27 protein-coding genes are annotated in these 26515 nt (G+C 43.0%); 15 read left to right on the top strand and 12 right to left on the bottom strand.

Annotated elements, in window-relative coordinates:
* Nucleotides 1–52 precede the first annotated feature (52 nt).
* Nucleotides 53–2023, bottom strand: a complete 1971-nt coding sequence (locus KIV41_RS12090) for an acetoacetate--CoA ligase (protein WP_285336512.1) — start codon at nt 2021–2023, stop codon at nt 53–55.
* 221 nt (nt 2024–2244) lie between these two features.
* On the opposite strand from KIV41_RS12090, the gene phhA reads away from it, so the two are divergent.
* On the top strand, nt 2245–3039 hold the full coding sequence (gene phhA / locus KIV41_RS12095; RefSeq protein WP_285336514.1) for a phenylalanine 4-monooxygenase: 795 nt from the start codon (nt 2245–2247) through the stop codon (nt 3037–3039).
* A complete protein-coding gene (locus tag KIV41_RS12100; RefSeq protein ID WP_005433587.1) occupies nt 3029–3367 on the top strand; it encodes a 4a-hydroxytetrahydrobiopterin dehydratase in 339 nt (112 codons plus the stop codon). Before phhA ends, KIV41_RS12100 begins: the two co-directional genes overlap by 11 nt.
* A 95-nt stretch (nt 3368–3462) precedes the next feature.
* Here the strand turns inward: KIV41_RS12100 and KIV41_RS12105 are convergent, their stop codons facing one another.
* On the bottom strand, nt 3463–5232 hold the full coding sequence (locus KIV41_RS12105) for a choice-of-anchor I family protein (protein WP_285336517.1): 1770 nt from the start codon (nt 5230–5232) through the stop codon (nt 3463–3465).
* 524 nt (nt 5233–5756) lie between these two features.
* On the opposite strand from KIV41_RS12105, the gene KIV41_RS12110 reads away from it, so the two are divergent.
* Nucleotides 5757–6101, top strand: coding sequence for a HopJ type III effector protein (locus KIV41_RS12110; protein WP_285336519.1), 345 nt, complete (start codon nt 5757–5759; stop codon nt 6099–6101).
* 59 nt (nt 6102–6160) lie between these two features.
* Here the strand turns inward: KIV41_RS12110 and KIV41_RS12115 are convergent, their stop codons facing one another.
* On the bottom strand, nt 6161–6469 hold the full coding sequence (locus KIV41_RS12115; RefSeq protein WP_017188880.1) for a cysteine-rich CWC family protein: 309 nt from the start codon (nt 6467–6469) through the stop codon (nt 6161–6163).
* 161 nt (nt 6470–6630) lie between these two features.
* On the opposite strand from KIV41_RS12115, the gene KIV41_RS12120 reads away from it, so the two are divergent.
* The 5 genes from KIV41_RS12120 (at nt 6631) to KIV41_RS12140 (ending at nt 8970) form a co-directional block, all read left to right on the top strand.
* Complete coding sequence (locus tag KIV41_RS12120) at nt 6631–7329, top strand: DUF3313 domain-containing protein (RefSeq protein WP_285336523.1); 699 nt, start codon at nt 6631–6633, stop codon at nt 7327–7329.
* 3 nt (nt 7330–7332) lie between these two features.
* A complete protein-coding gene (locus KIV41_RS12125) occupies nt 7333–7548 on the top strand; it encodes a DUF3820 family protein (RefSeq protein WP_005433583.1) in 216 nt (71 codons plus the stop codon).
* Between the two features lie 38 nt (nt 7549–7586).
* Complete coding sequence (locus KIV41_RS12130) at nt 7587–7829, top strand: hypothetical protein (RefSeq protein WP_285336524.1); 243 nt, start codon at nt 7587–7589, stop codon at nt 7827–7829.
* 67 nt (nt 7830–7896) lie between these two features.
* Nucleotides 7897–8028: a putative quorum-sensing-regulated virulence factor gene (locus KIV41_RS12135; RefSeq protein WP_373417606.1), complete on the top strand. Its 132-nt coding sequence runs from the start codon at nt 7897–7899 to the stop codon at nt 8026–8028.
* A 180-nt stretch (nt 8029–8208) separates the two neighbouring features.
* Nucleotides 8209–8970: a DUF2076 family protein gene (locus tag KIV41_RS12140; RefSeq protein ID WP_071234310.1), complete on the top strand. Its 762-nt coding sequence runs from the start codon at nt 8209–8211 to the stop codon at nt 8968–8970.
* A gap of 424 nt (nt 8971–9394) precedes the next feature.
* Here KIV41_RS12140 and KIV41_RS12145 read toward each other — a convergent pair whose 3' ends face one another.
* Nucleotides 9395–9643 carry a hypothetical protein gene (locus KIV41_RS12145; RefSeq protein ID WP_010451403.1) on the bottom strand — a complete coding sequence of 83 codons (249 nt, stop codon included), beginning with the start codon at nt 9641–9643 and terminating at the stop codon, nt 9395–9397.
* 259 nt (nt 9644–9902) lie between these two features.
* Here KIV41_RS12145 and pcp point away from each other — a divergent pair, with 259 nt between their 5' ends.
* From pcp to KIV41_RS12165, 4 genes are all read left to right on the top strand, one after another.
* Entirely contained in the window at nt 9903–10541 is a 639-nt protein-coding gene (gene pcp / locus KIV41_RS12150; RefSeq protein ID WP_010451405.1) for a pyroglutamyl-peptidase I, read from the top strand.
* 178 nt (nt 10542–10719) lie between these two features.
* Nucleotides 10720–10983: a hypothetical protein gene (locus KIV41_RS12155; protein WP_285336527.1), complete on the top strand. Its 264-nt coding sequence runs from the start codon at nt 10720–10722 to the stop codon at nt 10981–10983.
* Nucleotides 10984–11047: 64 nt separating this feature from the next.
* Nucleotides 11048–12034, top strand: coding sequence for a GTP-binding protein (locus KIV41_RS12160; protein ID WP_038884441.1), 987 nt, complete (start codon nt 11048–11050; stop codon nt 12032–12034).
* Nucleotides 12035–12147: 113 nt separating this feature from the next.
* A complete protein-coding gene (locus tag KIV41_RS12165; protein WP_010451415.1) occupies nt 12148–13440 on the top strand; it encodes a DEAD/DEAH box helicase in 1293 nt (430 codons plus the stop codon).
* 63 nt (nt 13441–13503) lie between these two features.
* Here the strand turns inward: KIV41_RS12165 and KIV41_RS12170 are convergent, their stop codons facing one another.
* From KIV41_RS12170 to KIV41_RS12180, 3 genes are all read right to left on the bottom strand, one after another.
* Nucleotides 13504–16515, bottom strand: coding sequence for a DUF6701 domain-containing protein (locus KIV41_RS12170; RefSeq protein ID WP_285336529.1), 3012 nt, complete (start codon nt 16513–16515; stop codon nt 13504–13506).
* Between the two features lie 275 nt (nt 16516–16790).
* Nucleotides 16791–17627, bottom strand: coding sequence for an arginase family protein (locus tag KIV41_RS12175; protein WP_010451421.1), 837 nt, complete (start codon nt 17625–17627; stop codon nt 16791–16793).
* Between the two features lie 6 nt (nt 17628–17633).
* Nucleotides 17634–18368: an IclR family transcriptional regulator gene (locus KIV41_RS12180; protein ID WP_010451423.1), complete on the bottom strand. Its 735-nt coding sequence runs from the start codon at nt 18366–18368 to the stop codon at nt 17634–17636.
* A gap of 411 nt (nt 18369–18779) precedes the next feature.
* Here KIV41_RS12180 and KIV41_RS12185 point away from each other — a divergent pair, with 411 nt between their 5' ends.
* Nucleotides 18780–20249, top strand: a complete 1470-nt coding sequence (locus KIV41_RS12185) for an EAL domain-containing protein (RefSeq protein ID WP_285336532.1) — start codon at nt 18780–18782, stop codon at nt 20247–20249.
* Between the two features lie 82 nt (nt 20250–20331).
* Here KIV41_RS12185 and modF read toward each other — a convergent pair whose 3' ends face one another.
* Nucleotides 20332–21795: a molybdate ABC transporter ATP-binding protein ModF gene (gene modF / locus KIV41_RS12190; protein WP_285336534.1), complete on the bottom strand. Its 1464-nt coding sequence runs from the start codon at nt 21793–21795 to the stop codon at nt 20332–20334.
* Nucleotides 21796–22792: 997 nt separating this feature from the next.
* On the opposite strand from modF, the gene KIV41_RS12195 reads away from it, so the two are divergent.
* On the top strand, nt 22793–23290 hold the full coding sequence (locus tag KIV41_RS12195; RefSeq protein ID WP_285336536.1) for a hypothetical protein: 498 nt from the start codon (nt 22793–22795) through the stop codon (nt 23288–23290).
* A gap of 333 nt (nt 23291–23623) precedes the next feature.
* Entirely contained in the window at nt 23624–23821 is a 198-nt protein-coding gene (locus tag KIV41_RS12200; RefSeq protein WP_285336538.1) for an MbcA/ParS/Xre antitoxin family protein, read from the top strand.
* A 595-nt stretch (nt 23822–24416) separates the two neighbouring features.
* Here the strand turns inward: KIV41_RS12200 and KIV41_RS12205 are convergent.
* The 4 genes from KIV41_RS12205 to KIV41_RS12220 all read right to left on the bottom strand — a co-directional run bounded on the left by KIV41_RS12205 (nt 24417) and on the right by KIV41_RS12220 (nt 26511).
* Nucleotides 24417–25079 carry a hypothetical protein gene (locus KIV41_RS12205; protein ID WP_285336540.1) on the bottom strand — a complete coding sequence of 221 codons (663 nt, stop codon included), beginning with the start codon at nt 25077–25079 and terminating at the stop codon, nt 24417–24419.
* A 9-nt stretch (nt 25080–25088) separates the two neighbouring features.
* Entirely contained in the window at nt 25089–25421 is a 333-nt protein-coding gene (locus tag KIV41_RS12210) for a hypothetical protein (RefSeq protein ID WP_285336542.1), read from the bottom strand.
* A gap of 5 nt (nt 25422–25426) precedes the next feature.
* Nucleotides 25427–25951, bottom strand: coding sequence for a hypothetical protein (locus KIV41_RS12215; protein ID WP_285336544.1), 525 nt, complete (start codon nt 25949–25951; stop codon nt 25427–25429).
* A 302-nt stretch (nt 25952–26253) separates the two neighbouring features.
* Nucleotides 26254–26511: a helix-turn-helix domain-containing protein gene (locus tag KIV41_RS12220; protein ID WP_285336546.1), complete on the bottom strand. Its 258-nt coding sequence runs from the start codon at nt 26509–26511 to the stop codon at nt 26254–26256.
* Nucleotides 26512–26515: the final 4 nt, after the last annotated feature.

Genomic DNA, 26515 nt, shown 5'->3' on the forward strand with positions numbered 1-26515 from the left:
GAACATAAGAAAAGCGAGCTATTTAGCTCGCTTTTTTGTTTACTTTGATTTGCTAGACAAACGTGAGTTGTCGAATTTCTTCCAGGACTTCTGGGTTCGAAATCGCACCTAAGTTCTCGACTTCCTTACCATTAATGACTTGTTTGACGGCAAGTTCCACCAGTTTACCTGAACGTGTTTTAGGAATGTCACTGATGGAGAATACTCGGCTTGGTACATGCCTTGGCGAGCAGGACGTTTTGAGTCGTGATTTAATTTCGGCAACTAATCCGTCATCTAAAGTGACACCAGAAGCGGTCTGCACAAATAGCCAAATTTGTTCGTTTCGATCGACCTCTTTACCTACAGCGATAGAATCTACGATGCCTTCAAGAGCATTCACTTGCTGATAAATTTCCGCAGTACCGATGCGCACACCGCCAGGGTTCAACAATGCATCGCTGCGACCATAGAAAATGAGCCCACCTTTGGCGCTTCGTTCTACATCATCACCGTGGTGCCAGATATTATCGAACTTGTCCCAATAGGCATTGTGGTAACGCTCGCCTGAATCGTCCCAAAAGCCGACAGGGAAGTTAGGCATGGAATTGGTGCAGACTAACTCACCGCGCTGTTCATTCACGCTTTGACCCTGTGAGTCGAACACTTGAACATCAATGCCCAAGCCAGCGTACTGGCACTCACCACGATAAACAGGCGAGATAGGGTTGCCTAATACAAAGCAACCACAGATGTCTGTGCCGCCTGAGATGGAAGCCAAATGGAGGTCTTGCTTGATGTGTTGATACACGTAATCAAACTGTTCTGGGTAAAGCACAGATCCAGTAGCGCAGAGTGTTCTTAAATTAGGGAGTGAGTAATCTTTGATGGGTGACAGTCCGGCTTTTTCTATCGCTTCTAGATACTTGGCGGCAGTGCCAAAGAGACACACCTCGGCTCGCTGTGCTAAATCCCACAAAACATCAGGCGTTGGATGAACCGGGCTACCATCAAAGATCACCAAACATGCGCCGCTTGCAAGGGCAGACACGTGCCAGTTCCACATCATCCAGCCACAAGTTGTGTAGTAAAAAACACGATCTTTAGGCTGAATATCTGAATGAAGTTGGTGCTCTTTTAGGTGATTGATAATCGTGCCGCCAACCGAATGGACAATGCACTTAGGCTTGCCTGTCGTGCCGGAGGAATAAAGCACGAACAACGGGCTATTGAATTCAACGCGAGTGTAATGAAGCGGAGCAGGGGAGTATTGATTTATGACGTTTTGCCAATCGTGAGTACAAACGTCACATTCAAGCGAATGAGGTTTGAGGTAACCGATCTGACACACTTGTTTGAGTCCATCAAGGTGATCCGCGATATGATGGTTCTTCTCCGACATATCGAAGGTTTTGTCATTGAAGGTATAACCATCGCAGGTGAACAGGACTTTTGGCTTCACTTGTCCGAAGCGCTCAATAACGCTTTCCACGCCAAAATCAGGGGAGGTAGACGTCCAAGTCGCGCCTAAGCTGGTGGTGGCTAGCATTGCAGTAACGGTTTGTGGCATATGCGGTAAATAGCCTGCAACCACATCACCTTGCTTGATGCCGCACTCTACTAACCATTGCTGAACGCTCGAGACCTCATCACACAGCTCTTTCCATGTGTAGGTCTGTTTATCACCGCGTTCATTTTCGAACCAAATTGCCAGCTCATCGGCTTGTTTCTCTGCCAAGCTGAGTAGATTCTCTGCATAGTTAACTTGTGCTTGAGGGAACCACACGGTATCACGGTTTGACATAGGCGATTGCCAGCGGCTCTCACCTTGCGTTTTGATTGTATTTCCTTGCGTTCCAATCAAGTCACAAAACTGCCAAACCTCTTTCCAAAAATGCTCGTTGTGCTCCAAAGACCATTGGTGCAAATCCGAGTAGTTTTTGAGCTCGAAACCCTGTCGATTAATGTGTTCGATAAACTGCGTGATATTGGCTTGCTCGATTCGATCTTCCGTCGGCTGCCAGACTCTGTTGCTCTCGCGCATAGCTCCCTCTATAACAAAGTTTTAACGTTTTCAGTCTGAAGTGAACCTTCAACAAAGTCAAACCAACGGGTTAATATAGCTTTCCAGTTATATCAGGGTGTTAAGTGTTGATGTAAAGAAAATGTTACACCTAAATTTTGATTGAAAAATGGTCAGGGGATTGGAAGGTGAAAAGAGTGTAGATAGGCTTAATGTAAAGGATTTGTTAACGGAGATGTGCAATGACTCAGTATCATTCAAAACCCGTCGATCAGGATGGAAGGGTAGAATGGAGCCATGAAGAGGATGCCATTTGGCGCGACTTGGTAACCAGACAAATGAACGTGATTCAAGACCGTGCATGCGACGCGTATCTGCATGGACTTAAGCTGCTTGATTTACCTCAGGACCGCGTGCCACAACTGCCCGAAATCAATCGTGTTTTGATGGAAACCACCGGCTGGCAAGTGGAGCCAGTGCCAGCGTTGATCGACTTTGATCGTTTCTTCAATCTGCTTGGCAACAAACGCTTCCCAGTCGCGACGTTTTTGAGAACGCGAGAAGAGTTTGATTACCTACAAGAGCCGGATTTCTTCCATGAGATTTTTGGTCATTGCGCCATGCTCACCAATCCTGATTTTGCCGCTTTTACCGAGCACTACGGACAGCTTGGACAAGCTGCGACACCGAAGCAGCGAGGGTACCTTGCGCGTCTATATTGGTTTACAGTCGAGTTCGGCTTGGTCCGAGAAGGTAATCAAACCAAAATCTACGGTGGCGGTATCCTTTCATCTCCGGGAGAAACCATCTATTCATTGGAAAGCGACATCGCGATTAGAGGCGAATTCGATCTTCAAACTGTGCTAAGAACCCCTTACCGCATCGATATCATGCAGCCGAAATACTACGTGATTGAAGACTTGTCCCAGCTTTTCCAAATTAGCCAACTGAATTTATTGAAACAAGCCGATCTAGCGATTGAAGCCGGATTGCTTCCACCACTTTTTGAACCAAAGGAACCTGCTCATGTTGAATGAACAAAAATGCGAAGCTTGTAGTATCGATGCCATTGCACTTAGTAAAGAGGAACAACAGTCTCTGCTGCTGCAATTGTCTGATTGGCAGATCATTGAGAGAGATGAGATTCCTCAACTTGAGAAGGTCTACAAGTTTAAAAACTTCAAACAAGCGTGGGCGTTTAGCAACAAGATTGCCGAGCTTGCAGAAGATGAATTCCATCACCCATCTATCTTGCTGGAGTGGGGCAAAGTGACCATCACTTGGTGGAGCCATTCTATTAAAGGTCTGCATAAGAACGACTTTATCTGTGCTTCGAAGTGCGACGCATTGGCTATTGAAGAATAGAGCTGAGTGACTATGTTCACTTGTTATAAACAAAAAGCGCCCGGACTTAAGTTCGGGCGCTTTACTTTTAATTTTGTTCTCTTGAAGAGTGGGTATTAAAGCTCAATTCGAAACACAGATGTCGTACCTGACACTTCATTACCCACTGCGATAAAGTGTTGCCCGTTACGAGCAAAGTAGTTGATTGACTCTGGCGCCAAATCACCTGCTTTCGGATTGTAAGTGTCGTTCGCGCATTCGCCATCTTCCACTTCTGTACAAACGGGTTGGCTGTAATCACGACGGTTTACGTAATGCAGGAACTGCGCTTGCTTCGGGTCTGTGATGTCATAAATCATGATACCGCCTTGACGCTCCAAGCCGATGAACGCGTAATGGCGACCATTGATTTGTGCTACTTCAATTGCCTCTGGCTCAATGCCTTTGTCGTCACTGCGGTCATCGCCACTGTCATTGCTATCGTTGGTGCTGTTGAAGTTCTTACCTTCATTCATTAATGCGATGGTCGCGAAATCGTCACCACTATCGAAAACCAACTCACCGTTTTCATCCCAAATAGAGAATGAACGGGCACCATACGCTTGAACATTGTCTTGCGCAGAAAGCGTTTGTTCAGGCTTAATCACTTTTAGACGCGCGAGTTGCTTGTTATCTTTTAGCGCCTCTGCCAGCGGGTGATCTGCTGCGACTTTCAGCTTCTTACCGCGCACCTCATCAACATGGCTTAAACAGGTGCCTTGCTCAGAAGTATATTCATCTGTACCGAGGTAATCGTCTTCATCCCACTTGAAGCCCGCTTGGTCACATAGAGCTTGTGTTGTTTTGAAGCCATACTCACGACCGTCACCTTCGTTGGCAGAGAGGATGTAAGTTTTACCATCTACCGAGTAACTGTCGAGGGTATCTGGCATGTACAGACCAACCAGTTGAGGGTAGCTCTTAAAGTTGCCAATGATTTTGTCTTTGTTCGAAGCATCCAGTTTTGAGTCCGACCAAGATTTCTCGCCCAGACCCACAATCTTCTCTACCGATTTGCTTTCTGGGTTTATGATTGCCATTGCATTGTTCTCTTGCAGTGCAACGTAGATTTTGCCGTTGTCTGCAAAAGTGAGGTATTCCGGCTCTAGATCCTGCGCCACCGTGGCATTTGGACCTGAGATTCGAACGTCAGCAGGCAACTCAGACTTACGTGCACCATTAAACTCATTGAAACCAATCTGCGTGACTTCTGCTTGGTTTACGCCTTGGCTCAAATCGATCAATGTGATGCTGCCCTCTGGATCGACACTGTAGTCACCATTTGGCTCACCTTCGTTTGCTGTCGCAATGTATCTGCCATCTTTTGAGAAGCCAACCATGTCTGGCAATGCACCAGTAGGGAAGGTGGTGATAAGCGACAAATCATCCGAGCGGTACAAGCCAACAATGCCATTCGCCTGTTTATTACTGTTTTCAATCGCTACAGCGACTAAACCATTAAAGACTGCAACGCTGTTTGCCGCGCCAATTTCAACGCCTGCCGCTTCGCCTGCGCTGCTGAGATCGATGAATGCAGTTTGCGTTGGTGCGCCGTTGTCATCCATAGAAAGCACATCGACACGCTTTGCTTGAGCGTTGATCACGTAAAGCTTGTCAGTACACGCATCATATTGAACGATTTCTGCTGCCGATGTATCGAATGGTGCGTCAGCGATAGACGTTCCCATAAAGGTCAAACCTTGGATGGATGTCTCCCCAGTAATAGGTGCTACCGATGCTTTACATTGGGCTGCAAACGCAGAGAGAGAATCGTCAGGTTGAGATGAACATGCGATGGCAAGTGAAGATAATGCCAATACGCCTATTGCCTTAAATGGGGTGGTCATGATATTTCCTTATTAAGCAGATACAATGTTGCTCAATGCACCTAAATTAGATATCTATTCATTCACCAACACAGTGAAGAATAGCGCATTGATTGAAGTGTTATGAGGGGCTGTTGATCTTTCGCGGTTAAATTTTGTTCGGATGGGGACGCCTAGTCAAAATCGTTTTAGGCGAGGCAAGGAGTGTGTCGCCTAGTCGTTCTAAGCAAATACTCCTTAACAAAGCATGAAACGATTTTGCGGGGGCGCCTAGCCCGAACCCTCCGGGCAGCGTTTGTTGGTCATTTCTACCGCGTTATCGACTTCTCATGTAGGCTAGCTACATAGCAAAGTCTCTGCCTTGTATAAATGTCCAACAATTCGCTGCAAAAATCAGCTCGAAAGGTCAACAACCCCTAAATAAGGCTCTGAATATATGTATGATTTATGACCCTTATATTGGCTTTTGATGAAACAAATGTGTCAGTTTTAATCTGAACGTATGTCGAACACTTAAGATGAAAAGACACTAGGAACTAGAAATAATGGAACTAAAACAATTTTTGGATGCGCTATCGGCATCACCAGAGACAGTAGAATTTGAAACGGTAATGGCAGCAATTGAAGCGAACTACGAGTTTACGCCAGCGGCCTTTGTGAATGGTGAAACCCAGAATAATGCAGGTGAGAACAACGGTTCATGCAAGATCTTCGCTTTTGGTCAACTGAATAACCTAAGCAAAGAGGCAACGTTGGCGTGTTTTGGTCGTTTCTACCGTGAAGATGTATTGGCGCACCCAGAGAACAACGACCATCAAAACATTCGTAACTTTATGGTGACAGGCTGGGATGGCGTGAAGTTTGAATCCCAAGCGTTAGCGCAGAAATAGTTCGCAGAACTTACCTTCATTTCAATGATAGCCAGTCCGTTATGTCCTAGTTCGATAGGTTAGGCGACTGGCTTTTTCTCCAAACATTTACGACACAAACAAAGCTGTCCCGCTTCTGGCTTGGGTAGGTCTCTAGTCTCAATATCAAAGCACCAGCACGTCTCTTTCCCCGCAGCAATATCGCAGTGCGCGTTCGTGCCACACTCAGGGCATGAATGGGTTGAATCATTTCCAACCAATTGCTCGATGATCGCGTCTCGTTGAGCATCAGACTTATCTTTCCACTGCACGATTTCTTCCATAGTTCGGTGACAGCCAGAACAGATTCCGCCGTTATTTTTACAGGCTGCGCGGCAAGGTGACTTCATTAGTTTTCTCGTTATGCTTTCCAGTAAGCGGCGTACTTTAACATGAAATTGTGTAGCGGGAAGCTCAATCCTTGATTCAGCAAAATACCCATTAGGTGAATAAATACTGGTCAATTTTATATGGGATGATAAACTGTATATTCAAAGTTTGAGGAGTTGGTATGTTTAAGTTATTGGTTGAGCGCTTGTTTAAGACAACGGTAGTTGTATCTCTGGTTTTTGTCTTGAGCGGATGCGCTGGTGGCCCTGTCGTCAGTGCGACGAAATTCACCAGTTATGAAGATTTTCGTCCAGGTCCAGAGGGTGGGGTCGATCTCGTTTGGGCGAGAGTAGGCTTGCGCGATGCTACTCGTTTGAAAGAGAAAATGGATGAATACGACAGCGTAGTGATTGATCGAGTGATGGTCGTGGTTCAAGAATCTGAGCTCGATGATGAAGAAATCAATGAATTGACGACATACATGGTCGAACAGCTAAAAGCGCGCATCTCACCCGTCAAAAAGATTGTCGACCAACCCGGTGGAAAAACACTTCGTTTGAGTATTGCCGTTAGTAATGTGGAAACACCAAATCCCGTCCTTGCTGTCACCTCAAGCATTCTGCCAGTTGGCTTGGGGATTTCTACCATATCAAAAATCACGACAGGTGAGCACACCAATGTAGGTTCCGCGACAGTGGAGTTACTTGTGAGTGACTCAGAAAGTGATACACCGCTGTTTGCTGCAATTGATCGCCAAGCAGGGAACAAAGACTTCTCTACCATGATTGATTCTTTAGACGACGCCAAAGATGCAATTAACTGGTGGGTCGATCGCTTGGGTGTTACTCTTAGCCAAGATGTATCCCAGCAGACCCCGTAGTATATGTTAGAAAAAGAAAACCTTATCAAACTCGCTCGAATGCAAATGCCGTTTGGGAAATACGCTGGGCGTGTACTTATTGATCTTCCAGAAGAATACCTACTCTGGTTCGATAAAAAAGGTTTTCCAGAAGGGGAGTTAGGCGAACTGCTAAAGCTCTGCCTCGCGCTAAAAATTGAAGGCTTAGACAGTGTTGTTAAGCCTTTAAAGCGCATGTAACCTGCTACAGCAACTCCCCATTAAATAAAAGAATGAACATGAATTTTGATATCAATGCACTGAAACACCACCAACTGGTTGAAGATGGCCAGCTAGAAGGGTGTTACCTCCATCAGCCTGCGCAAGGTAGCCAACAAAACGACAAAGCTGTTTTGGCAGAACGCCGAGCGTTGGAAAAGATGGGGTACAAGGTGATTCAGGTTCAAGCCAAAGGCGGCACAACAACGTTTGCTGAGGCGATGCAAAAGTTTGCAAAGAAGACTGGTCACCAGCCTAAGTAGTAAGTGAATGGGGCTGGGGCTTTTTACATCAATTAGTTAGCTCCTGCTGTCACCATTTTGTCCATTCGTGAGTTACCACAATAAAGGTTTCCCCAATGTGGACTTTGGACACGTTTTACAACACTGCTTGGCCCTAAAAATGAAGGGGTTAGATTCGGTTATGAAGCCGTTTAAGTACGCCCCTTTCCTACGATATTAGAGACAGAAACCACCATCCCTCTAACTTATTAGAGAGTCGAAGCAAGCCAATTTGTTTGCTGACAGACCTACACACGATAGTGGAAATTTGCAATATAAGTTTGTCTTGCTATCGGCATCAGGTAATCGGCGTATTGTGCGGATCTGTAATTTTATTTCTCGTCGCTATGCGAGGATATTTATGACCCCACAAGAACAAGAACTTATTCAAAAATTGGCTGATAAAATGCGTGTTAATCAAAGCAACGCAAAAGATGCCGCAGCCGCTCAGCTAATCCAAGAGCAGATCGCATCTCAATCCGACATTGTTTATCGTCTTACACAAGTCGCTCTGGCGCAAGAAGTTGCACTCAAAGATCTAAAAGAACGTAACGAGTATTTGCAACGCAATGCAGATTTTTATAAACAAGAATCTAACAGAGGTAGCCTGAACCGTATGTTTGGCAGGGCCAGCACACCACCGTTGCCACCTCAGCCTGCTTACCGTCCTAGTGCCTTTGGCGGCTTCATGCAAACAGCTGCCGGTGTTGCCACTGGGATGGTTGCGGGAAGTGCATTAAGTCATCTTTTATTTGGCGGTGAGCATAGTTCACCGATGGTGGAAGATGTTACCAACAACACCATCATTGAGCAGCCTGAAGAAAGCGCAGACTCCCAAATAGATCCCTCACAGAATACCTCTAGTCAACCAACTGATACAGCAGATAACAGTGGGGGCTTTCTGGATGGCACCGATGGTTATACGCAGGATTACACAGGTGGAGGTTGGAGCCAAAATTCAGGTTTTGATGATAATTCGGCTTTTCAATCGTCAGGTCTTGATGATGGTAACGCGTTTAATGATGATACGCTCACAAATAATGATGCTGATAGCTTTGGTGGGGGGAGTAGCTTTTTTGGTGGCGATGAGATCGACTTTGGTGATGATGATAGCTTGTTCTGAATCATGAAAGCTGAGACAGCGTCGTTAAACCACTAATTAATAGTAACCAAATACTCAAATAATCGCTGCTTAGTCAGCGGTTTTTTGTATCTAGTCTTGTATACCCATATACGTAAAAAAGCCCCGCTTAGTCCAAGGCTGTCAAGCGGACTAGGCGAGGCAAAAAGAACAGCTAGGAACTCTGTTCTTTGATGGTGTCTGGAAACGAATAGTTGAATCGTCTCCGGAATAAATTTTAGGAATTTCTAACGCTGTTTTGTCAGCGAAATGTCACGACTCTACATCATGCCGACAAGCTTATTTTTTATTTTTGAACAATAGCTTAGGAAGCAATCGGACTTCGTAGGAATCGGCGAAGTGTTCTGACGAAAGGCACAAAAAAACTCGCTATGTAAGCGAGTTTTCTGTCAATTGAAGTTCTGGATTAATGTCGACGTTGAGGGCCGTGACGAACGATGTCTTTACCGTGTTCGTAAACATGTTGAGAAACCCAACGGCCAAGAACTAGTTGATGCTTGTCATCTAGTACCGCTACAAATGGGCGGCCATCTGTGTTGTTTGTCGCTAGTGCTACGCCTGCGACGCCTTCAAGGCCTAGCGCACCACTTTCAACTAGGTGTAGGAAAGCTTCTAGCTCTTCCAATGTTTCGATAACGTGATTATCAATATTCATTGTCTTCAATCTCTTCGAATTGTAGATACTCTATTGGCGCGTACTCTACCTAAGTTGTAGTGAGAAACCAAGCAACGATTTGATTGTAATAGCCGAGGTCGCGGGGTAAAGAGGAGCGTATCTCATATTTGTCGGCAATTGGGCGTCGTGATCTTGGGCTGGTCATATCTGCAACATAATAAAACTTGGCTTTGTGATGCTAAGTTGTTGTAAATTCGAGTACTAATCTCAGAGTTTTACCATTAAAGGGAACAGCCCAATGAAGAAAGTACTAATTACAGGTTTCGAACCGTTTGGTGGTGAATCCATCAATCCCGCTTTGGAGTCGGTAAAACGACTCGACGGGAAAAAACTCAATGGTGGGGAAATTGTTGTTTGCCAAGTGCCTGTAACGCGTTACGAATCCATCGATACTGTGATTAGTGCTATTGAGCAACACCAACCAGATATTGTGATTACAGTAGGGCAAGCGGCAGGACGCGCAGCGATTACGCCAGAACGTGTAGCGATTAATATCGATGATTTTCGTATTCCCGATAATGGTGGTCATCAACCAATCGATCAGCCCATTGTTTCTAGTGGTCCAGATGCGTATTTTACTACATTGCCGATTAAAGCGATGACTAGTGCTCTTCAACACGCAAACATCCCATGCCAAGTTTCGAATACCGCAGGGACATTTGTCTGTAATCACCTCTTTTATGGTGTTCAGCATTACTTACGTGATAAATCCATTCGTCATGGGTTTGTTCATATCCCACTTTTACCTGAGCAAGATGCGTCAGGAAATCAGCCTACCATGTCACTAGGCGTTATTGTTGAGGGGCTCAAGCTATTGGCTCAAGCCGCTATTGATAATGAAGCTGATATTGCCGTCACTGCTGGCCAAATCTGCTAACAAACAGAGTTAACTTGAGTATTTAAGCAAACACCGAGCGAAGACATGCTCGGTGTTTTTGTATCTGTTAAGTCGCTCAAATTATGTTCGTTATGAAAGGAGTAGCATTAATTCATCAAGTAGAGGAGTTGACTCTCATTCTGGTTGGTGTCCCATTCAATAAAAAAGGCGAACTTTCATGAAAAGCAATAGAAGTAAGATCATTGCGCTTTCCTCTGCGGTTGTTTTCGTTTTGGCTATTGCTGCCCTAAAATTCGAAAACACCCTTGGACTGCTTCCTATCCTTATCGCTATTGGCGCGTTTTTTACTTGCGTCATTCATACCAGCATGCATCTTTCTGGTGTGGGAAATGCAGATACGTTTGGCTATTACGAACGCTCGCAGCGAACAAAGGCGAAAGCATTACATAAAGGCTTAGATTCCCGCGATAAAAAGCGTTGAAGCAAGTTACATTCTCCGTATACTTTGGCAAAGCATTTAAAGCACAAGCTTGTCGGAGAAAAGCATGTCACATCGAGTACCTACTAACATACTGACGGGATTTCTTGGCGTCGGTAAAACCACGACCATTCTGAACTTACTGAAAAACAAACCAGAAAACGAAAACTGGGCTGTGTTAGTGAATGAGTTTGGTGAGATAGGTATCGATGGCGCGATGATGACCGACCAAGGAGCGCTGATCAAAGAAGTACCGGGCGGCTGCATGTGCTGTACGGCAGGTGTCCCTATGTCTGTTGGTATCACGGCTTTGCTGCGTCAAAATCCAGATCGCCTTCTTATTGAGCCAACGGGGTTAGGCCACCCCAAGCAAGTCATAGCCACACTGACTTCTGAGCAATACTTGCCATACGTTGACCTTAAAGCAACTATCGCGCTTGTGGATCCGCGTAATTTAAGTGACGAAAAGTACCTATCAAATAAGAACTTTGTTGATCAATTAGATAGCGCAGATGTGGTCATCGGTAGCAAGGTCGATCTGTGTACCAGTCATGACATTGACGTATTCAACAATTGGGTAACCGACCAAACGCCTTCAAAAGTGTTCAGTAAGCTGATTCACGATGGTGACTTACCGATTGAAGTGTTGGACATCGAACGCGTGCACGGTAGTGCATCTTCCCACATTGAAGCTCATCACCATGACCATGCACATCAAGAGCCACAATTCCAATTGCCTCCTGGTGAAGCCTTTATCCGTAAAGAGAACAAAGGGCAGGGGTACTTTAGTTGTGGTTGGTTGTTTGGCGCAGAATACACGTTCAATTTCGACCAACTGTTCTCAATGCTATCTGAACTAACGGCTGAACGTGTGAAAGCGGTGATGAACACAGATCAAGGTTGTTACGCGTTTAATGTAGCAAATGGCGTTGTATCCGTTAACCAAATGAGTCTAGAGGGTTTCGAATCACGTCTAGAGGTCATTGACTCGCAATTGATGCCTTGGGATCAGTTAGAAGCGATCCTGCTAAAACTCTGCGGAATTGCTGATTAATAACGCATAGGTTGGTGCTTAGTAAAAAAGTGAGATAAATCACTGGAATTCGGGTATAGTGCACCGCTAAAATTTTTATAGCTATTTAGTGATTTGTTTAAGGAATACGCTCAATGTCATTTTCATCTCAAGGTTTTGCGCCAGAAGTGGTAAAAGCACTGGCAGAATGCGGTTATGAGAAGTTAACGCCAATTCAACAGAAGGCGATTCCAATGGCTCGTAAAGGTCATGATATCTTTGCAACTGCGCAAACGGGTACAGGTAAAACAGCCGCGTTTTCTCTGCCTATGATTCAACAGTTGTTAGAATCCGGTCGCAGCGCATCTCGCAAAACTGCACGTGCACTGATCATGGCTCCTACTCGTGAGCTAGCAGAGCAAATCGCGGACAATATCAAAGCATACACTAAGTACACAGACCTATCGGTTGCCGCAATCTTTGGTGGCCGTAAGATGTCTTCTCAAGTGACAGCGCTAGAAGGTGGCGTGGATATTCTTGTTGCGACGCCTGGTCGTCTAGAAGAGCACATCGAGCAAGGCAACGTATCCGTAGCAAACATCGAGTTTCTTGTGTTTGATGAAGCGGACCGTATTCTTGATATGGGCTTTATCCATGCTGTACGTAAAATCATGATGGATGTGGATACAGACCCACAAATCATGATGTTCTCAGCAACAACATCGAGCCAGTTGAATCTATTAGCGAAAGATATCCTTCGCAAGCCAAAGCGTATTGAAGTAGAGCGTGCAAACACAACGGCACAAACTATCGCACACGTACTTTACCCAGTGGATCAAGAGCGCAAGACTGAGCTTCTTTCTGAGCTGATTGGTCGTAAGAACTGGAAGCAAGTATTGGTGTTTGTGAACTACAAAGAGACCGCGAACGATGTTGTAAAAGAGCTTAAGCTAGATGGCATCAAAGCCGTTGTGTGTCACGGTGACCGTGCACAAAGCGCACGTCGTCGCGCGTTAGAAGAGTTCAAAACGGGTAAAGCTCGCGTAATGGTTGCAACAGATGTAGCGGCTCGTGGTCTGGATATTGAAGATCTACCACACGTGGTGAACTATGACATGCCATTCCTAGCAGAAGATTACGTTCACCGTATTGGTCGTACAGGTCGTGCGGGTAAACAAGGTCACGCCGTATCATTTGTTAACCGCGAGGAAGAGCTAACTGTGGTGCAGGTTGAAAACCTAATTCAACAACACATTCGTCGTATCGAGTTAGCGGGTTACGAACCAAAGCAGCGTGAATCTTACATCGAGAAGCTAAACTCAAAGCCTGCGTTCAAGAACCGTCAAGGTCGTCGTAATAACCCGAACCAATCGGCAACAGACCAAGGCTCTGCGGAGCGTCGCTTAGCGATGGTTAAGCGTTTAAAAGCGCGTCGTTCTTCTAACTAATCGAACAAAATTAAAAACGCCCCTTACTCAAAGGGCGTTTTTATAACAATTGGCACAAGAATACTAATTTACGCCAATTAGGTTTGGCTCTCCACGGTAAATCACTCGGTCGTTACCTCTGTTTACCCCGAAAGTGACAATAACCGGGGGATCTTCTTCACCATTGCTAGCGTTATCCCAGTTATAACGCAGCCAAGGCAAATTATTTGCACCGTTGGCAAGATCTAGATGGAACTTAACTTGTTCGCGGGATGGCGTTGTTTGCGATGCAAGAACTTGTAGCGTGCGGCCTACTACAAGGCTCCCATCACCAGAAAGTGAAGCGGTCGATGTTGTGCCATCAGACCACAAGATATCAGAGCGACTATGTGTGCTATCAAAGCCCGTCTGGCTGTCACTGAAGTTCGTGGTGAAGCGACCATTCTCCCAATATTCTACGTCTAAAGGCACTTTGATCTGTTGACCTTGAGGCCCACCAACATCTCTAAATTTTAAGCGACCAAATCGAACGTCCGGTTGGGTTGTCAGGATATGCGAGTCGTCGAAAAACTCGAATTTATCTACTTTGCTTAAGTAGGTTAGGCCAATTTTACTGAGTGTTGCATGACTTCCTGTGTTGAATGGCCCATCGGGGTAACTTCCTCCAATGTCGTCCTTTTCCCAGCAGGCACTGTTTGAACAGTCGTATTTCGACGCAGATGATTTGATAAGAAACGTACCGATACTTCTGCTTGCTAAGTCACTCCATTGCACCTGAGTAGGGCTAGGTGGCACAAACCTATTGGTATAGTTGCTAAGCTCTCCCAAGGTGAAGTTTTGTTGTTTCTTAGGTGCAAAATAGGCATAGTTTGCCACGTCAGACTTGTTCGCGTTTAATGCTACAACGGTATAGCTAACACTCGTAAGTGGCTGGTTCATATAAACAAAAGATTGACCAGATGGGTACTCCCAGTTCTGGTTAATGACTTTGAAATGCTTTGGATAGAATCGACCTACGTGTCGATAGCCTTGGTTAATACCACTGTTCGCAACATCAACCTTTATGGTCAAGCTGCCGACCTCATTCCAGTATAACTGGTCAAATACATAACCAAGCCCAGTGTTTTGGTGATTAAGCTTACTTAACCCCATTAGCCCTTCTAATAGAACTGTCTGATTAGCTGCGTTCTGAGTCGGAGTATGTTGTTCACTCGATAACTTGATGCTGGCAGAAGGGGAACCGTAATTCATGAAGTTTGAGGTTACGCGGATGCTATCACTACAGTACGCAGTAGTGTTGATAGGATCACTTAAGGAGCCTCCAGACTGCCAAACAATAGGCTTAGTAAACAGAGAAAATAGCTCACTTGCCGCGACAAACCCTGCGCCATCACTTGAGGTGCCCGAGGGTAAAGCTGCGTTCTCGCCGTTTGGGCAGATAGCAAAGGTCCAAGGCCTTGACTGAACGAGGAACTGACCGGTTACTTCACTGTGACCGCTTTCAGGGCATTTGGCGAATCCAGTACAGTCGAATGTATCGGTTAATTGGATATTAAACGAACCTGATTCATAAGTAATTAGGCTAGCATTGGATACACCGTGTTTGAACTCTGGCTGGTAGTTAAGATCACCCAGCGAGCCATTTGTCGGTGAAACGACAGATGGGGTGATAGTTGGGATTGCAGAATAATTTGAGGCTTCGACTGCCTCTCCTTCTTCTGTACAGGCGAGAATGCGTGTATTGATTGTCTCGGGCTTGCCTGCAACAACTTGAATTTCCCCAACAGGAATTCCTGGGTCGAGAGAATATGCTTCAAATATAAATGGCTTAAACTTAAACTCTGCGAGTTTAGATTGCGTGCGATCTGTCACTAATTCTGCTGTGACGCTGTAAGTCTTATCAAAATCGACATTTTCAATTTGGTTTGTTTTGACTTTAATTTGAACGACTAGCTCGCCAGAATCATTGGATGTAAACAGCCAAGGGTTAGTTGAGTCTTGTGAAGCTCCGGAGATCATTATCACTTCGAAGAAATCAGAATCGGCAATCGACAGTTGAACCTGTAGGCTTTCTCCAATGGCATTGTTTTTGGTATTAATAGTAAAGGTGGGCGGTTCATCACCACACATTAATGCTAAATCATCTTCAGGAGAGATGGTAAGCTCATAGTCGTCCTCCTGAGGTGGTAGCATATCACATACAGGAATATCTACTGATGTGATAGGGCAGGCCAAAGCAGAATAGTCGCAGTTTGATTGGTCAATACCACAATAAAGCTGAATGTTACTTGGCTTATCCCCATAACTCTTAATATCACCACATACCTCGGTGTTATTCGGCAATACTAATGGCTGAAAAGTCTCAATTGCTAACTCTGTATCGTAAAATGCGCCTTCTAAATACCCTGTGAGACCTTCAGAACGGATTTTTCCAAATACACTGATGTCTTTAATGTTCAATGAATGCAGCGCGGAAATATCACCGACAATATAGTGGTCACCCAGTGGTGCGCTAGTGTTGATTTCAAACAGATGTCCACTTGACTTGATATCTCCACATATATTGGTGTTCGTTAGAGTCGAAGTACTTAGTGTCGTTATATTACCTATTACAGTGTTGTACTGACCAGTAACCGCAAGTGTAGAGCCGTTTAGAGTGACATCCCCTTTAACAAGGACATTTTCTAGCGTCATAGGATGATCTGAGGTGAGGTTACCATAAATTGTTGTATGGTTATTTTGATAATCAACACCAGTAGCTGTGTTGTTATTGACTGATAATTCAACAGCATAAGAACGTAGTGAGATTGGGTTCAAAGCAGAGCCAATTGCGTTACTTCCTTTCAGAACTATACCTGAATGGGCAGTAAGTGAGACCTCTCTATTATGCGTTGATACCACTTTGTATCCATGAGGCAATTCAATCTTAGATGGGCAATGAAATACAACACTGCCATCAGGTTGTACTATTTCTTGAAAGTTCTGACCTAGACAAATTTCATTGAGCTGTTCTAGATTTGTGACATCAACAGTCGTTGCTTGGCCGGCAAAGGGAAAAAGTAGTGCCGCACCAAAAATGCTAACAAAACGCATCATTAAGTATCCTATTTCCGTGGAACTCAATGGCATCAAGCAAAGGTGGAAAGGAGCGTCTCCCTAAGTTACTTAGGGTAGATTCACTCTATAAAAATATGTGTGTCATTATTTTTTGGTACGTTATACCAAGCTATTATGCGCTAGATTACAACTTAAGTGTGATGTTAGTTCAAGAGCAAATGATGATATCAGTCGCATATAAGTATGAAATATTGTTAGGAAATATGAATTTGCCTGATGTATGGAGCTAGAGCATAGTCCAGCTCCAAATATCACTAGGCAGCATGGTCAATCAGAGGGGCCATTTGGTAAAGCTCTTCCAAAATAGCTTTGGTTTGTTTCGAGTATATGAGTCGGTCTTTATCACCGACCAACTGAATTGCACGTACTTTTCCACTGACCAGGCTGTGTCTTATCGTGCGTAATGCCATCTGGAGGTCTAGGCATGTACCTTCTAGGCCATTTTTCGGAATGAGAGAACTTAGGTCAACGCTCAGAATGACTTGATCGCAATGGTCAAGATAGTTTGAAGCTTGTTGTTTTAGATGGTTACGGTGTCTAAATACGAACTCTCGGTCGGTTATCCAATCGCACCCCTGATCTTCAGCGTATTCCCACATTGTTGAAGCAGCCCCTGATTCACTTACGCCGGCGAAAAAAAGTCGAACGTTATTGTATCGAGTAAGAGCAAAATGAAATGCGGACCCCAGCCTTGGTTCAAGAGTTTGATTCAGATTCATCTTATGGCCGATACTGATGATGCCGATTTCATCTCGTTCATGAACAACTACGGGTAGAATGGAGAGTATTACTTCGGAGCAGTTAGTCAAAATCACAGGAACTGAGTGTCGGGATAAAGACAAACTCAATGCTTCTTGGAAATCACCACTATCAATTTGGGGATGATCAAAGTGACCAAGGTTAGCAGCGGAACCTTGGTCATGCTGTTGGTAAAGCCAGTCACTGGCATTGTCCAAGCTTTGATTAGCTAGATCATACGTTGCAGCAGTCATGGGGGTTAAATGTTCACATACCGTCATAAAAGAAAAAGGGTGGTGGTGAACGGGTTTTGATGCTCTATGAAATGCGTAACGTTTGAAAAAGCTTAACATGGTGAATTACCTTTCTGGCGGCAACGCCCTCGCTGCCTGCAACACATGTAAAATGATACGCTGCTTATCCTTTTCGACTCGGTGTGCTGGAGCCATGACAGATACAGCACCAATTAACTTGCTGCCTTTCATCACTGGCGCACTAATACCAGATACACCTGGGTCTATCTCAGAAGTACTAACTGCGTAGCCATTTTTCCTAATGGTGCTTAACTCTTGTTCCCATTCGTCCATACGATGATCCTCACCAAAATGGCGAAGGATTTTTTCGCATCGTGCCTGGGGCATATAAGCCAGCATCACTTTAGATGAGGCGCCCCGCAGCAATGGTTGACTTTGACCCTGGACGTAACTGCAACGAAGCGCCTGCATACTTTCTTTCTGTCGGACACAAAGCGCGCGATAACCAGAAGGCACCATGTAAGCTGCCATTTCTCCCGTCTGTTGGACGAGACGAGACAGAATGCTTTCTACCATGTCTAAGCCATGCTGCGCGGTTTCGTAGCTGTGCATTAAAAGCAGTGCAGCGGGGCCGACTACAAAGGTCTTGTCATGGACGCTTTCTTCGATCAGGTTCCACTCTTTTAGCAACTTCAAATGGCGATATAAGCTACTTAAAGGCACATTCATTTGTTCGCTAAGCGTTTTTGCAGAAACCGGGAATGGGCTAACAGCAACTTGCATCAATAATTGAAGGGCTTTTTCGTTTACCTGATTAGCGTTGGCTTTGTTTGTCGTCATAGGTGCGTTGTAACGTGATAAAGGGGATGTCTCAACTATAATTCTTAACTGTCGAGAAAAGGAAAATATTTATAAACCATTATTCTCATTTGGTGAGAAAAGTGCCATCTGATTTCTGGTTATGAGCAAGCGTGCTTCTATGCAAGAACCAAGAAGTAGTTTTGGATTAGTAGGGTGTCATCTAAAGGGGCTTGCTCGTGTGTGGTTAATTGTCTGCTAATTTTATTGTCGCGTTGAACTATCGACGCTTCCTTAGTGTAGACTTTGAGGCCCATTAAGAGTCTTACCTAAATTGTTGTTATATTTGCAGTAATGTTAGGTTGTGCTCATACTCATTTAGGAATGAAATGCATTGAGCAATCCTACCGACCAAAGAGCAGGGGTGTCGACGTTGAATTGGAGCGATAACGAATGCTAAGCAAAGCAACGCTAAAAAAAATCAGCATATTCTTTATTCCTGTCCCTTTAATCTTGGCGCAGGTGTTTTTTCTCGCTCAACAGAATATTCAAAAAAACCTAGATAATATTTTAGAGAGAAACATACAAGTTGCCGACCAAATACTGTTCCATATCGAAACTGAAAATAAAACGGCATTAATAGACCCGACAAGGTGTGAAGCGTTACAGCAAAACCTAATGTTTGAAAGAAACATTGATGAAATGCTGATTGTTCACGGTGACAACATTATCTGTTCTTCTAAGTTAGGTTCGATATCCAAACCTTTGGACAGTTATTTAAAGCAATATGGCACTGATACACTGTCTTTCGCGCGTATACACGGTTACCCAGAGCAAGTCCTAACACTGACCACACAGAGCACCGAAAATCCAGAGTATCGCGCTATCACCATTGTGGATAGGGACTATTTTGGTGCGACTATTGGTTATAAAAATGATCTTCGTCTTAAGCGCTCGGCACTGTATGTGGGAGAAGGTGTTGCTCCGCTTGGTTCGCTCAAGCAAGGTGATAATCCCATCGCCATCGCTCATTCTAAAATCTTTGATTATGAAGCCTTACTCGAAGCCAGTAATGTCTATATTGAGCAAAAAGAGCTGTCTTATTTTATTTCAGCGATCCCCCTCCTACTGATTTTCTACTTAACGATTTATATCGTGACAAAGTTTGTCGATCCTCAGAGAAGCTTGCTCGTAGATTTGAAAAAGGCCATAAAAAGGAAAGAGCTGGCGCTGTATTATCAGCCACAAATTGATGCAATAACAGGTGAATTAAAGGGGTGCGAAGCGCTTCTACGTTGGAAGCACAAGAGCCGTGGTTTTGTCTCTCCAGATAAATTCATTGTAGCTGCGGAACAAAACGGGCTGGCGAATGACATCACCGATTATGTTCTGGATAAAGCACTCAAAGACTTTTCTGATAGTCATTACTCAAAGCCTTTTCATTTAGGCGTCAATGTACCACCTGATTATCTCTCAGACGCGCATGTTATCCATAAGATAGAGCGCATCCACAAGAAACTAAAACAAAATAATGTCTTTTTGGGGATTGAGATTACCGAGCGCCAGCTTATCGATGAAAATACGCAGAAGTACATTTCAGCGCTGCGGGTGTATGGCATAGAAGTACTTATTGATGACTTTGGTACGGGGCAAACTTCTCTGGCAGCTCTGCAACACATGAGAGTGGATTACTTAAAAATAGACAAGTGTTTTGTCGATACAATCGGTATTGAGAGTGTTAACGCTCCGGTTTTGAATGCCATTGTCCGATTCGCCAATGAGCTTGAGATAAAGCTCATTGCGGAGGGAGTGGAAACTGAAGCGCAAGTGAAGCATCTTATTGATCTAGGAGTAGATTTCCATCAAGGTTACTTTTACTCAAAGCCTGTGCCATTTAAGCAACTATTACTTAATTATCAGTAGGGTTGTATATTTGAGAGGCGTATTCTTAGGGCCGGAAGATAGCTTAAGAATACGCAACTCTTGTTGGTTAAAGTTACGACTTCTATTCTGCTCCAGATTTGAAGAGATAACCTTTGTAACAGCTTGCTTCGTTATCAAACCTAAACTCTAAGTAGTTTTGAATGCTTTCTATACCATCTTCTTGGTAATGTGAAACATATAAAAGCTGACTTAACTTCTCCTTCGCTATCAACTCTAGAGTGTTTTTTACTAACATTCGCCCCAAGTAATCTAAGCCTTGATAAGGTTCGTCCAAAATTAGCAATGTAGGCTGTTTAACAATAGCGCGAGCGATAAGAAGCAAGCGCTGCTGACCATATTCCAGTTGTTTAAAAGAGGTCTTTTGATATTGGCTCATGTGTAGAATTGTCAGCCAATCCTTCGCAATATTGATCTGATTCTTAGTCGGTTGTGAGTAAAGACCAATTGAATCATAGAATCCCGATAAAATGACTTCTAACGCGCTGCAGTTAACTCGATATTGAAGGTGCAGGGCGGAGGACACCATACCGATATGTTGCTTTATTTCCCAGATGCTTTCCCCACTGCCGCGTTTCTTACCGAATATATGGATATCATTACTGTAACACTGGGGGTGATCGCCAAATATCAACCCTAACAAGGTGCTTTTACCGCATCCATTCGGCCCTTTCACTTGCCAGTGTTGGCCTTTATCAATGCGCCAATTTAAGTCAGTGAAAATGGTCTTGTCGGTGTATTCCACTTTGCCACTCTTAAGTTCAAAAATTGGATTATCAAAATGGGTTGTATGTTGATGCTGACGAATTAATGCCATCATCTCTTCGCTTTGTTTCTCTGACTGGGACTTAATCTGCGCGATGATGGGGTGCTGATCCCAGCTTTGCTTGTCCATTGTGCTATCAAGTTTGCCACCATTGAACAGTGCCACTTGATCTATCCAGTCGGGCATGTCGGATTCACGAGAGAAGGTAATTAGGATTTGAACCGATTGAGAGAGCGTTTGAAGATACTTTGCCAATGAAGCACGGTGCTCTACATCTAATCCTGTAAACGGGTTATCTAACAACACTAGATCTGGTTTTGCCGCGAGCGCACGGGCCAGCATTACACGTCTCGTTTCACCAGTAGAAAGCACTCTAACCCCGCTTTCGGCTAAATGTGATAAGTCGAGCTCTTCAATTACTGTTTGCGCGAAGGTGTCATCTTGGCAGACGTCAAAGATCAAGTTATATACTGAGCTGCCTTGGTCAATACGATCGAGAAAATCGGTGTCATCTCTTTCGATCTCCAACTCTAGCAAGCGTTGTTGTTCAGAAAGAGATACTTGAGCAATCTGCCAACCTTCGACGTTCAGTTCACCTGACTCAGGCGTAATTTCTCCGCACAGTAAGTCACCAAGCATAGATCCAATATCGCCCTCAGAGCTGAAAATGCCCCAAGATTGTCCTGCTTCAATGTGCCAATTGTCGATAGAGAGGGTGGAGGTATTTTCCTTTGCAGTAAGCTGATGAAATTGAATCGGCATAGTATTTGTCTTCCATGATTTATTATTATGCGGACTCCAGTTATACCAACTCTAGCCTAAGTATAGAAAGGGCTTAAATGACGATTTTACTAACGATACTGAGAAGCGCGGGGTTGGTCAGTAAAGTAGAGAAGTGCAACAGTTGCATCTCAGTGCTGAAATTAATTTCTTGGTGGGCTTTATCGAAGTATGTCGCGGAGTGCTGGGGTCGCACACGACTAGGTATTTAGCAATCCCGTAATTTTCCAAACGCTAAAACGACGAAAGCCCATTGATTTCTCAACGGGCTTTCTAAATGTGGGGGAGTTCGGGGACGCCTAGGCTGGGCTTGCATTCAAGGAGGGATTTGGGTTAATCCCTTTAAACCGCTGAAATACGAAAAAGCCCACTAATCTCTTAGCGGGCTTTTTACTGGAATGTGACGGAGTGCTGGGGTCGCACACGACTAGGGAATTAGAAATCCCTTAATTTTCCAAATGCTAAAACGACGAAAGCCCGTTGATTTCTCAACAGGCTTTCTAAATGTGGGGGAGAGATAGGGATTTGAACACCATCCCGAGCTCATAAACCTGCATTAAGCTGATTTATATCAATGAGTTAAAACTACAGCATAGAGAGATCTTTGTCCAATTGAAAATGCTGATTGGAAACTTGATAGTCAAGCTGCTTTGGATCAAGGTTATCGAACCAGATATGCGCCAGTGAGGCTCTTCAGTACCGTTCAGGAGTAAATATCTTAAATAAATTAACTAACCCGTTGAAAAAAGTCAAAAAAACGCATTGACATTAACTTATTGCCATTGTAAAACTAGTTACATTAGCTGATTCAGTGAACTCATTCGGGAGCACGTCAGCGTTCTTAACAAGCTTTAGCAACAAAGTGGCTACTTTGTGTATAGCTGAAAGCCTTAATTAATTAATAAATAAATTATGAACACGATGGTGTCTGAGTTCGCTCAGGCGATGACTTTATTTATCTAATTAGTTAGAGGTTTTTATGAACGAACACAAACATTCAATTCATCCACTTAAGCAATTACTTCAAGTTCTAGGCTATACCGTCAATGAAACTGATTCTCAGTGTGTTTGGGAAGCGACTTTGTCATCTGAGAAAACGATCCGTGTTATTTTCATTGATGGTTACGCATATTGCAAAGATATATCAAATGAAAACAGTGTTTGTGATGAAACCAACATGTCTTATTATCTTTCCAATGGAAGTTACCAGAAAGTTCCATTCTTTAAAATACTGCGCAAATATGAAAAAGATATTATAGAACATATAGTTAAACTAATAGGTGCTAAGCTTATTGATACGTATAAAAACGTATATCCCATTAGTGATAAAAATATTGAGCGCCTAATATCTTCAATGCTAGAGCGGCGCTTAGAGAACTGTACGACTACAGAGATACCTGAAAATTCATTTTTCGACGAATTGATCTCGGATGCTTTTGAGTTAGTCAATCAAAAATATGAGCAAGATTTATCTTAATGAGTTTTACCTTGAGGATTGAAACAAAGGTATGGTTCTATCTATTTTCCATGACCTTATAACGATATAGAACGAGCAAGTATCAGAACTATCACAGTCGATAAATTCAAACACGAAATGCCAAAAACTGTGTTTAGGTATTGGTTTAAAGCTCAAAATTCAGAAAGTCACTAAACTTACCATAGGGAATATAGAGACATCGAAGATATGAAAATGATTGTCTGTAATATATCTATAATCTATCAAATTGATTTAGCCATACACATGCAAGCAATCGAGTTCTACATATATGTCGAATAACATGGTGATGTTATCTTATTGGAGACAACGAAAATGAATGAACAGTTAGATGCTGAAATTAAGTTGCGCTTAATGGCGATTTTTAATGATGAAGCGTTATGCTACGAGTGGCTAAACAATAGCAAAAAGCCACTAGGTGGAATAAGCCCGCTAGACGCATTAAAGAAAGCTGAAGGGAGAGCAAAAGTCCTCGAGATGATAACAAGGATTGAAACAGGAGATTTCTCTTAGTACGCACTCTCTCTCACCAATCCCATTGACCACCAACCAATATAGTTTGTGCTTGATAGATTTTGTGCTTATATTATTGATTTTATTTAAAATTAGTATAGTTGTATAAACAGGCAAACAGCGGCTTGAGTCTATGGATACCTTCACTGACCTTATGGCGCTACAAAGCCATAAGGTATCACACAATTTCAGTCGGCAATTTCAAACACGAAATACCCCAAAATTACTTAGACCAAATGCACTACAAAATTTAGGCGCGCGCGTTTTCCCTATTAAAACTATCTGATTTAATAAGGCGGACAATGTTCATTTTGGGTGTGAATAGATTGGAAATCGTACGCAGGAGTTATGCGAAAACTTTAAACAATTTTCGAAGTTCACATTCTGGAAACTATGCTTATGGTCCTTTAATTTAGCGTGACCACAATTAACGTTATGATTCATTGCATATAGAGGCAAATAAAAACCCTAAGTAATTTTTGTATTTTGTTTTTATAAAAAAACTCTCATCAATACAAGAGTTATGTACTACGAGAATAAGGTGATCCATGCGGAAAAATTCCACATAATAAGCGTTAGTTGCCTGATATAAGGATCAATCTAACTCAGTGATATTTCCTTCAAGAAAATTCTTTGCGTCTTGTTGTTCTTGATTATGATGGTCAACATGATCTTGCTCAGTTTTTAGTTCGAAATTATTTGGGTCATCACATTTTGATGGATCTTCACTTACAGGAATTACATGGTGAACATGGTCACCAACCACACCTTTTTTTTGTTCATTTTTTTTAAATTTCCTTTTTTCATTAGGCATTCTATCAAGCCTTAATTGAGCGATGTACTGGACTTCATCTTTGATAAAAGGTTGGTTTTGTAGAGCAAGTAATGTATCAATCCCAAATGCTATTTCGTTACGACGTTCTGGATCTTCTTCTGTTTCTATCTTTTCAAAGGCTAGTTTAGCAACAGCAGGGGCAACTATGTTTCCCTCAACTTTGTATTTATCATCAATACTTAATATGGATTTTCTCGCATCTTTTGCCGCTTGCTTATTATCATAAGAATCAGCATTACTACGGAAAGCTATATTAAACACAGCATTGGGACTATAAGCCAATTGTAAAGGGTTATCACCATCTCTTACGATACTTGTCCCTGCAATGATATTATTTTGAGTTTCTTTATCTTTTTCATTATCAGGCTCGGGTAAGATAATTTCATCTTTATTTATTTTGCTTACTGTTATTATTTTTGTCATATTTTTCTACTAGACAAGAGACCTTAAACATTTTATTGCGTATTCAAATTGTTGAGTTTTCTTAACGTCGAATCCTAGTGTTTGATCATGCAGTAGCTTTTCTAATACAGCACTAACCATGACGTAGCGTTCACCATTTATAACAAGCTTATCAGAATCTGTTAACTTCTTTAAAAAAGCGACAGTAGCTGGGTCTTTAGCTGAAAGTATAGTACCTATATCTCGATAGTTTATGATAAACCTACCTGTAGAGGTTTTCTTAGTCCTAGCTATAGCTTGTTTTATTCTTTCCCCTTTTAAACCCATGTAGTAAGGCGGGTTAGGAATAGTGTCAAAAAACATTATAATTATCCGCTATGAGTTTGCTGAGTTAAAATGGGATTGGAAATTACCTCATCTTCAGTATCAACAATCTCGATGCCTAATAAATCTTCAAGCTCTTTTTTGATATCGTCTAACTTTAGTGTGGCTTTATGCGTTAAGTCATCTGTTCTTCTTTGGCTTTCAATGTCCAGCTTTAACTTGTTAAACCATCTGTTTATGTCTTTACTATGAACTTCAGGTTCTTCGTGGAATTTTTCAGGAAAGTTTAAGAATTCAAGCCTATCCAGAGTGCTGGATATTGATGGGCCGATCAGACAATACAACACCTGCGCTCGCCTAGATGCAAACATCTCATAGAATGATAGGTAATTAATTTCTGGGTTAGTTACTAGCTTTGCTTTATTTAAGAAAGGAAGCAGTAATTCAAATGAATCAATGTTATCTGGAACAGAAAACGGCTCCATAATTTCATTGATATATTCAACTACTTCCGAAAGAGTTCCTATTTTTTTTAATTGAGTAACATTTTTTACGGAATGTATGTCCATGATATTTTCTTTAGTCATGTTTTAATATTAAGTTAAATCAATAAATACACATCATATCAAAGCTAAGATTTAGGTAATATATGACATCGCATTTTATCGATAATGGCATTTATTAAATGCATTTGGGAAGGTTTATCAACGCTTACCATTTCCAGTTCTAAGTCTATATTAGTGTTATAGCACAATGATTTAGGTTTGATTGTGACATTGTTCACCCGTTACAAATGTCAGCCCACGAGTTGCGAATCATTCAGACCGACAGTGTGATTTGCTCGCGGTTGTAATGAATCTAGCATGGTTTACTACCACTCACTCTTAACAACATCATGGTTGTAATACTCCTCCATATTAAGCATGGGCAGAAGATGTAACTCCAGCCGATAAGCTTGAGCCAAGAGCAATACAGAGTTGATTGAACAGTTAGTTGGGTTATTCTCTATTTTTGAGATTGTAGCCTGTCTCAAACCACTCAGCTCTGATGCTTGCTTCTGAGTTAAACCTAAAGTCTCGCGTGCCTCTCGCATACAATTGGCTAACGCCCTTGGATAATTAGCTAGCATACAT

This window comes from Vibrio sp. D401a, from assembly GCF_030248515.1.
Classification (GTDB): Bacteria; Pseudomonadota; Gammaproteobacteria; order Enterobacterales; family Vibrionaceae; genus Vibrio; species Vibrio rotiferianus.

Coding starts and splice junctions, on each gene's coding strand:
- KIV41_RS12090 (WP_285336512.1), bottom strand. CDS start 2,023: ATGCGCGAGAGCAACAGAGTCTGGCAGCCGACGGAAGATCGAATCGAG.
- phhA (WP_285336514.1), top strand. CDS start 2,245: ATGACTCAGTATCATTCAAAACCCGTCGATCAGGATGGAAGGGTAGAA.
- KIV41_RS12100 (WP_005433587.1), top strand. CDS start 3,029: ATGTTGAATGAACAAAAATGCGAAGCTTGTAGTATCGATGCCATTGCA.
- KIV41_RS12105 (WP_285336517.1), bottom strand. CDS start 5,232: ATGACCACCCCATTTAAGGCAATAGGCGTATTGGCATTATCTTCACTT.
- KIV41_RS12110 (WP_285336519.1), top strand. CDS start 5,757: ATGGAACTAAAACAATTTTTGGATGCGCTATCGGCATCACCAGAGACA.
- KIV41_RS12115 (WP_017188880.1), bottom strand. CDS start 6,469: ATGAAGTCACCTTGCCGCGCAGCCTGTAAAAATAACGGCGGAATCTGT.
- KIV41_RS12120 (WP_285336523.1), top strand. CDS start 6,631: ATGTTTAAGTTATTGGTTGAGCGCTTGTTTAAGACAACGGTAGTTGTA.
- KIV41_RS12125 (WP_005433583.1), top strand. CDS start 7,333: ATGTTAGAAAAAGAAAACCTTATCAAACTCGCTCGAATGCAAATGCCG.
- KIV41_RS12130 (WP_285336524.1), top strand. CDS start 7,587: ATGAATTTTGATATCAATGCACTGAAACACCACCAACTGGTTGAAGAT.
- KIV41_RS12140 (WP_071234310.1), top strand. CDS start 8,209: ATGACCCCACAAGAACAAGAACTTATTCAAAAATTGGCTGATAAAATG.
- KIV41_RS12145 (WP_010451403.1), bottom strand. CDS start 9,643: ATGAATATTGATAATCACGTTATCGAAACATTGGAAGAGCTAGAAGCT.
- pcp (WP_010451405.1), top strand. CDS start 9,903: ATGAAGAAAGTACTAATTACAGGTTTCGAACCGTTTGGTGGTGAATCC.
- KIV41_RS12155 (WP_285336527.1), top strand. CDS start 10,720: ATGAAAAGCAATAGAAGTAAGATCATTGCGCTTTCCTCTGCGGTTGTT.
- KIV41_RS12160 (WP_038884441.1), top strand. CDS start 11,048: ATGTCACATCGAGTACCTACTAACATACTGACGGGATTTCTTGGCGTC.
- KIV41_RS12165 (WP_010451415.1), top strand. CDS start 12,148: ATGTCATTTTCATCTCAAGGTTTTGCGCCAGAAGTGGTAAAAGCACTG.
- KIV41_RS12170 (WP_285336529.1), bottom strand. CDS start 16,515: ATGATGCGTTTTGTTAGCATTTTTGGTGCGGCACTACTTTTTCCCTTT.
- KIV41_RS12175 (WP_010451421.1), bottom strand. CDS start 17,627: ATGTTAAGCTTTTTCAAACGTTACGCATTTCATAGAGCATCAAAACCC.
- KIV41_RS12180 (WP_010451423.1), bottom strand. CDS start 18,368: ATGACGACAAACAAAGCCAACGCTAATCAGGTAAACGAAAAAGCCCTT.
- KIV41_RS12185 (WP_285336532.1), top strand. CDS start 18,780: ATGCTAAGCAAAGCAACGCTAAAAAAAATCAGCATATTCTTTATTCCT.
- modF (WP_285336534.1), bottom strand. CDS start 21,795: ATGCCGATTCAATTTCATCAGCTTACTGCAAAGGAAAATACCTCCACC.
- KIV41_RS12195 (WP_285336536.1), top strand. CDS start 22,793: ATGAACGAACACAAACATTCAATTCATCCACTTAAGCAATTACTTCAA.
- KIV41_RS12200 (WP_285336538.1), top strand. CDS start 23,624: ATGAATGAACAGTTAGATGCTGAAATTAAGTTGCGCTTAATGGCGATT.
- KIV41_RS12205 (WP_285336540.1), bottom strand. CDS start 25,079: ATGACAAAAATAATAACAGTAAGCAAAATAAATAAAGATGAAATTATC.
- KIV41_RS12210 (WP_285336542.1), bottom strand. CDS start 25,421: ATGTTTTTTGACACTATTCCTAACCCGCCTTACTACATGGGTTTAAAA.
- KIV41_RS12215 (WP_285336544.1), bottom strand. CDS start 25,951: ATGGACATACATTCCGTAAAAAATGTTACTCAATTAAAAAAAATAGGA.
- KIV41_RS12220 (WP_285336546.1), bottom strand. CDS start 26,511: ATGCTAGCTAATTATCCAAGGGCGTTAGCCAATTGTATGCGAGAGGCA.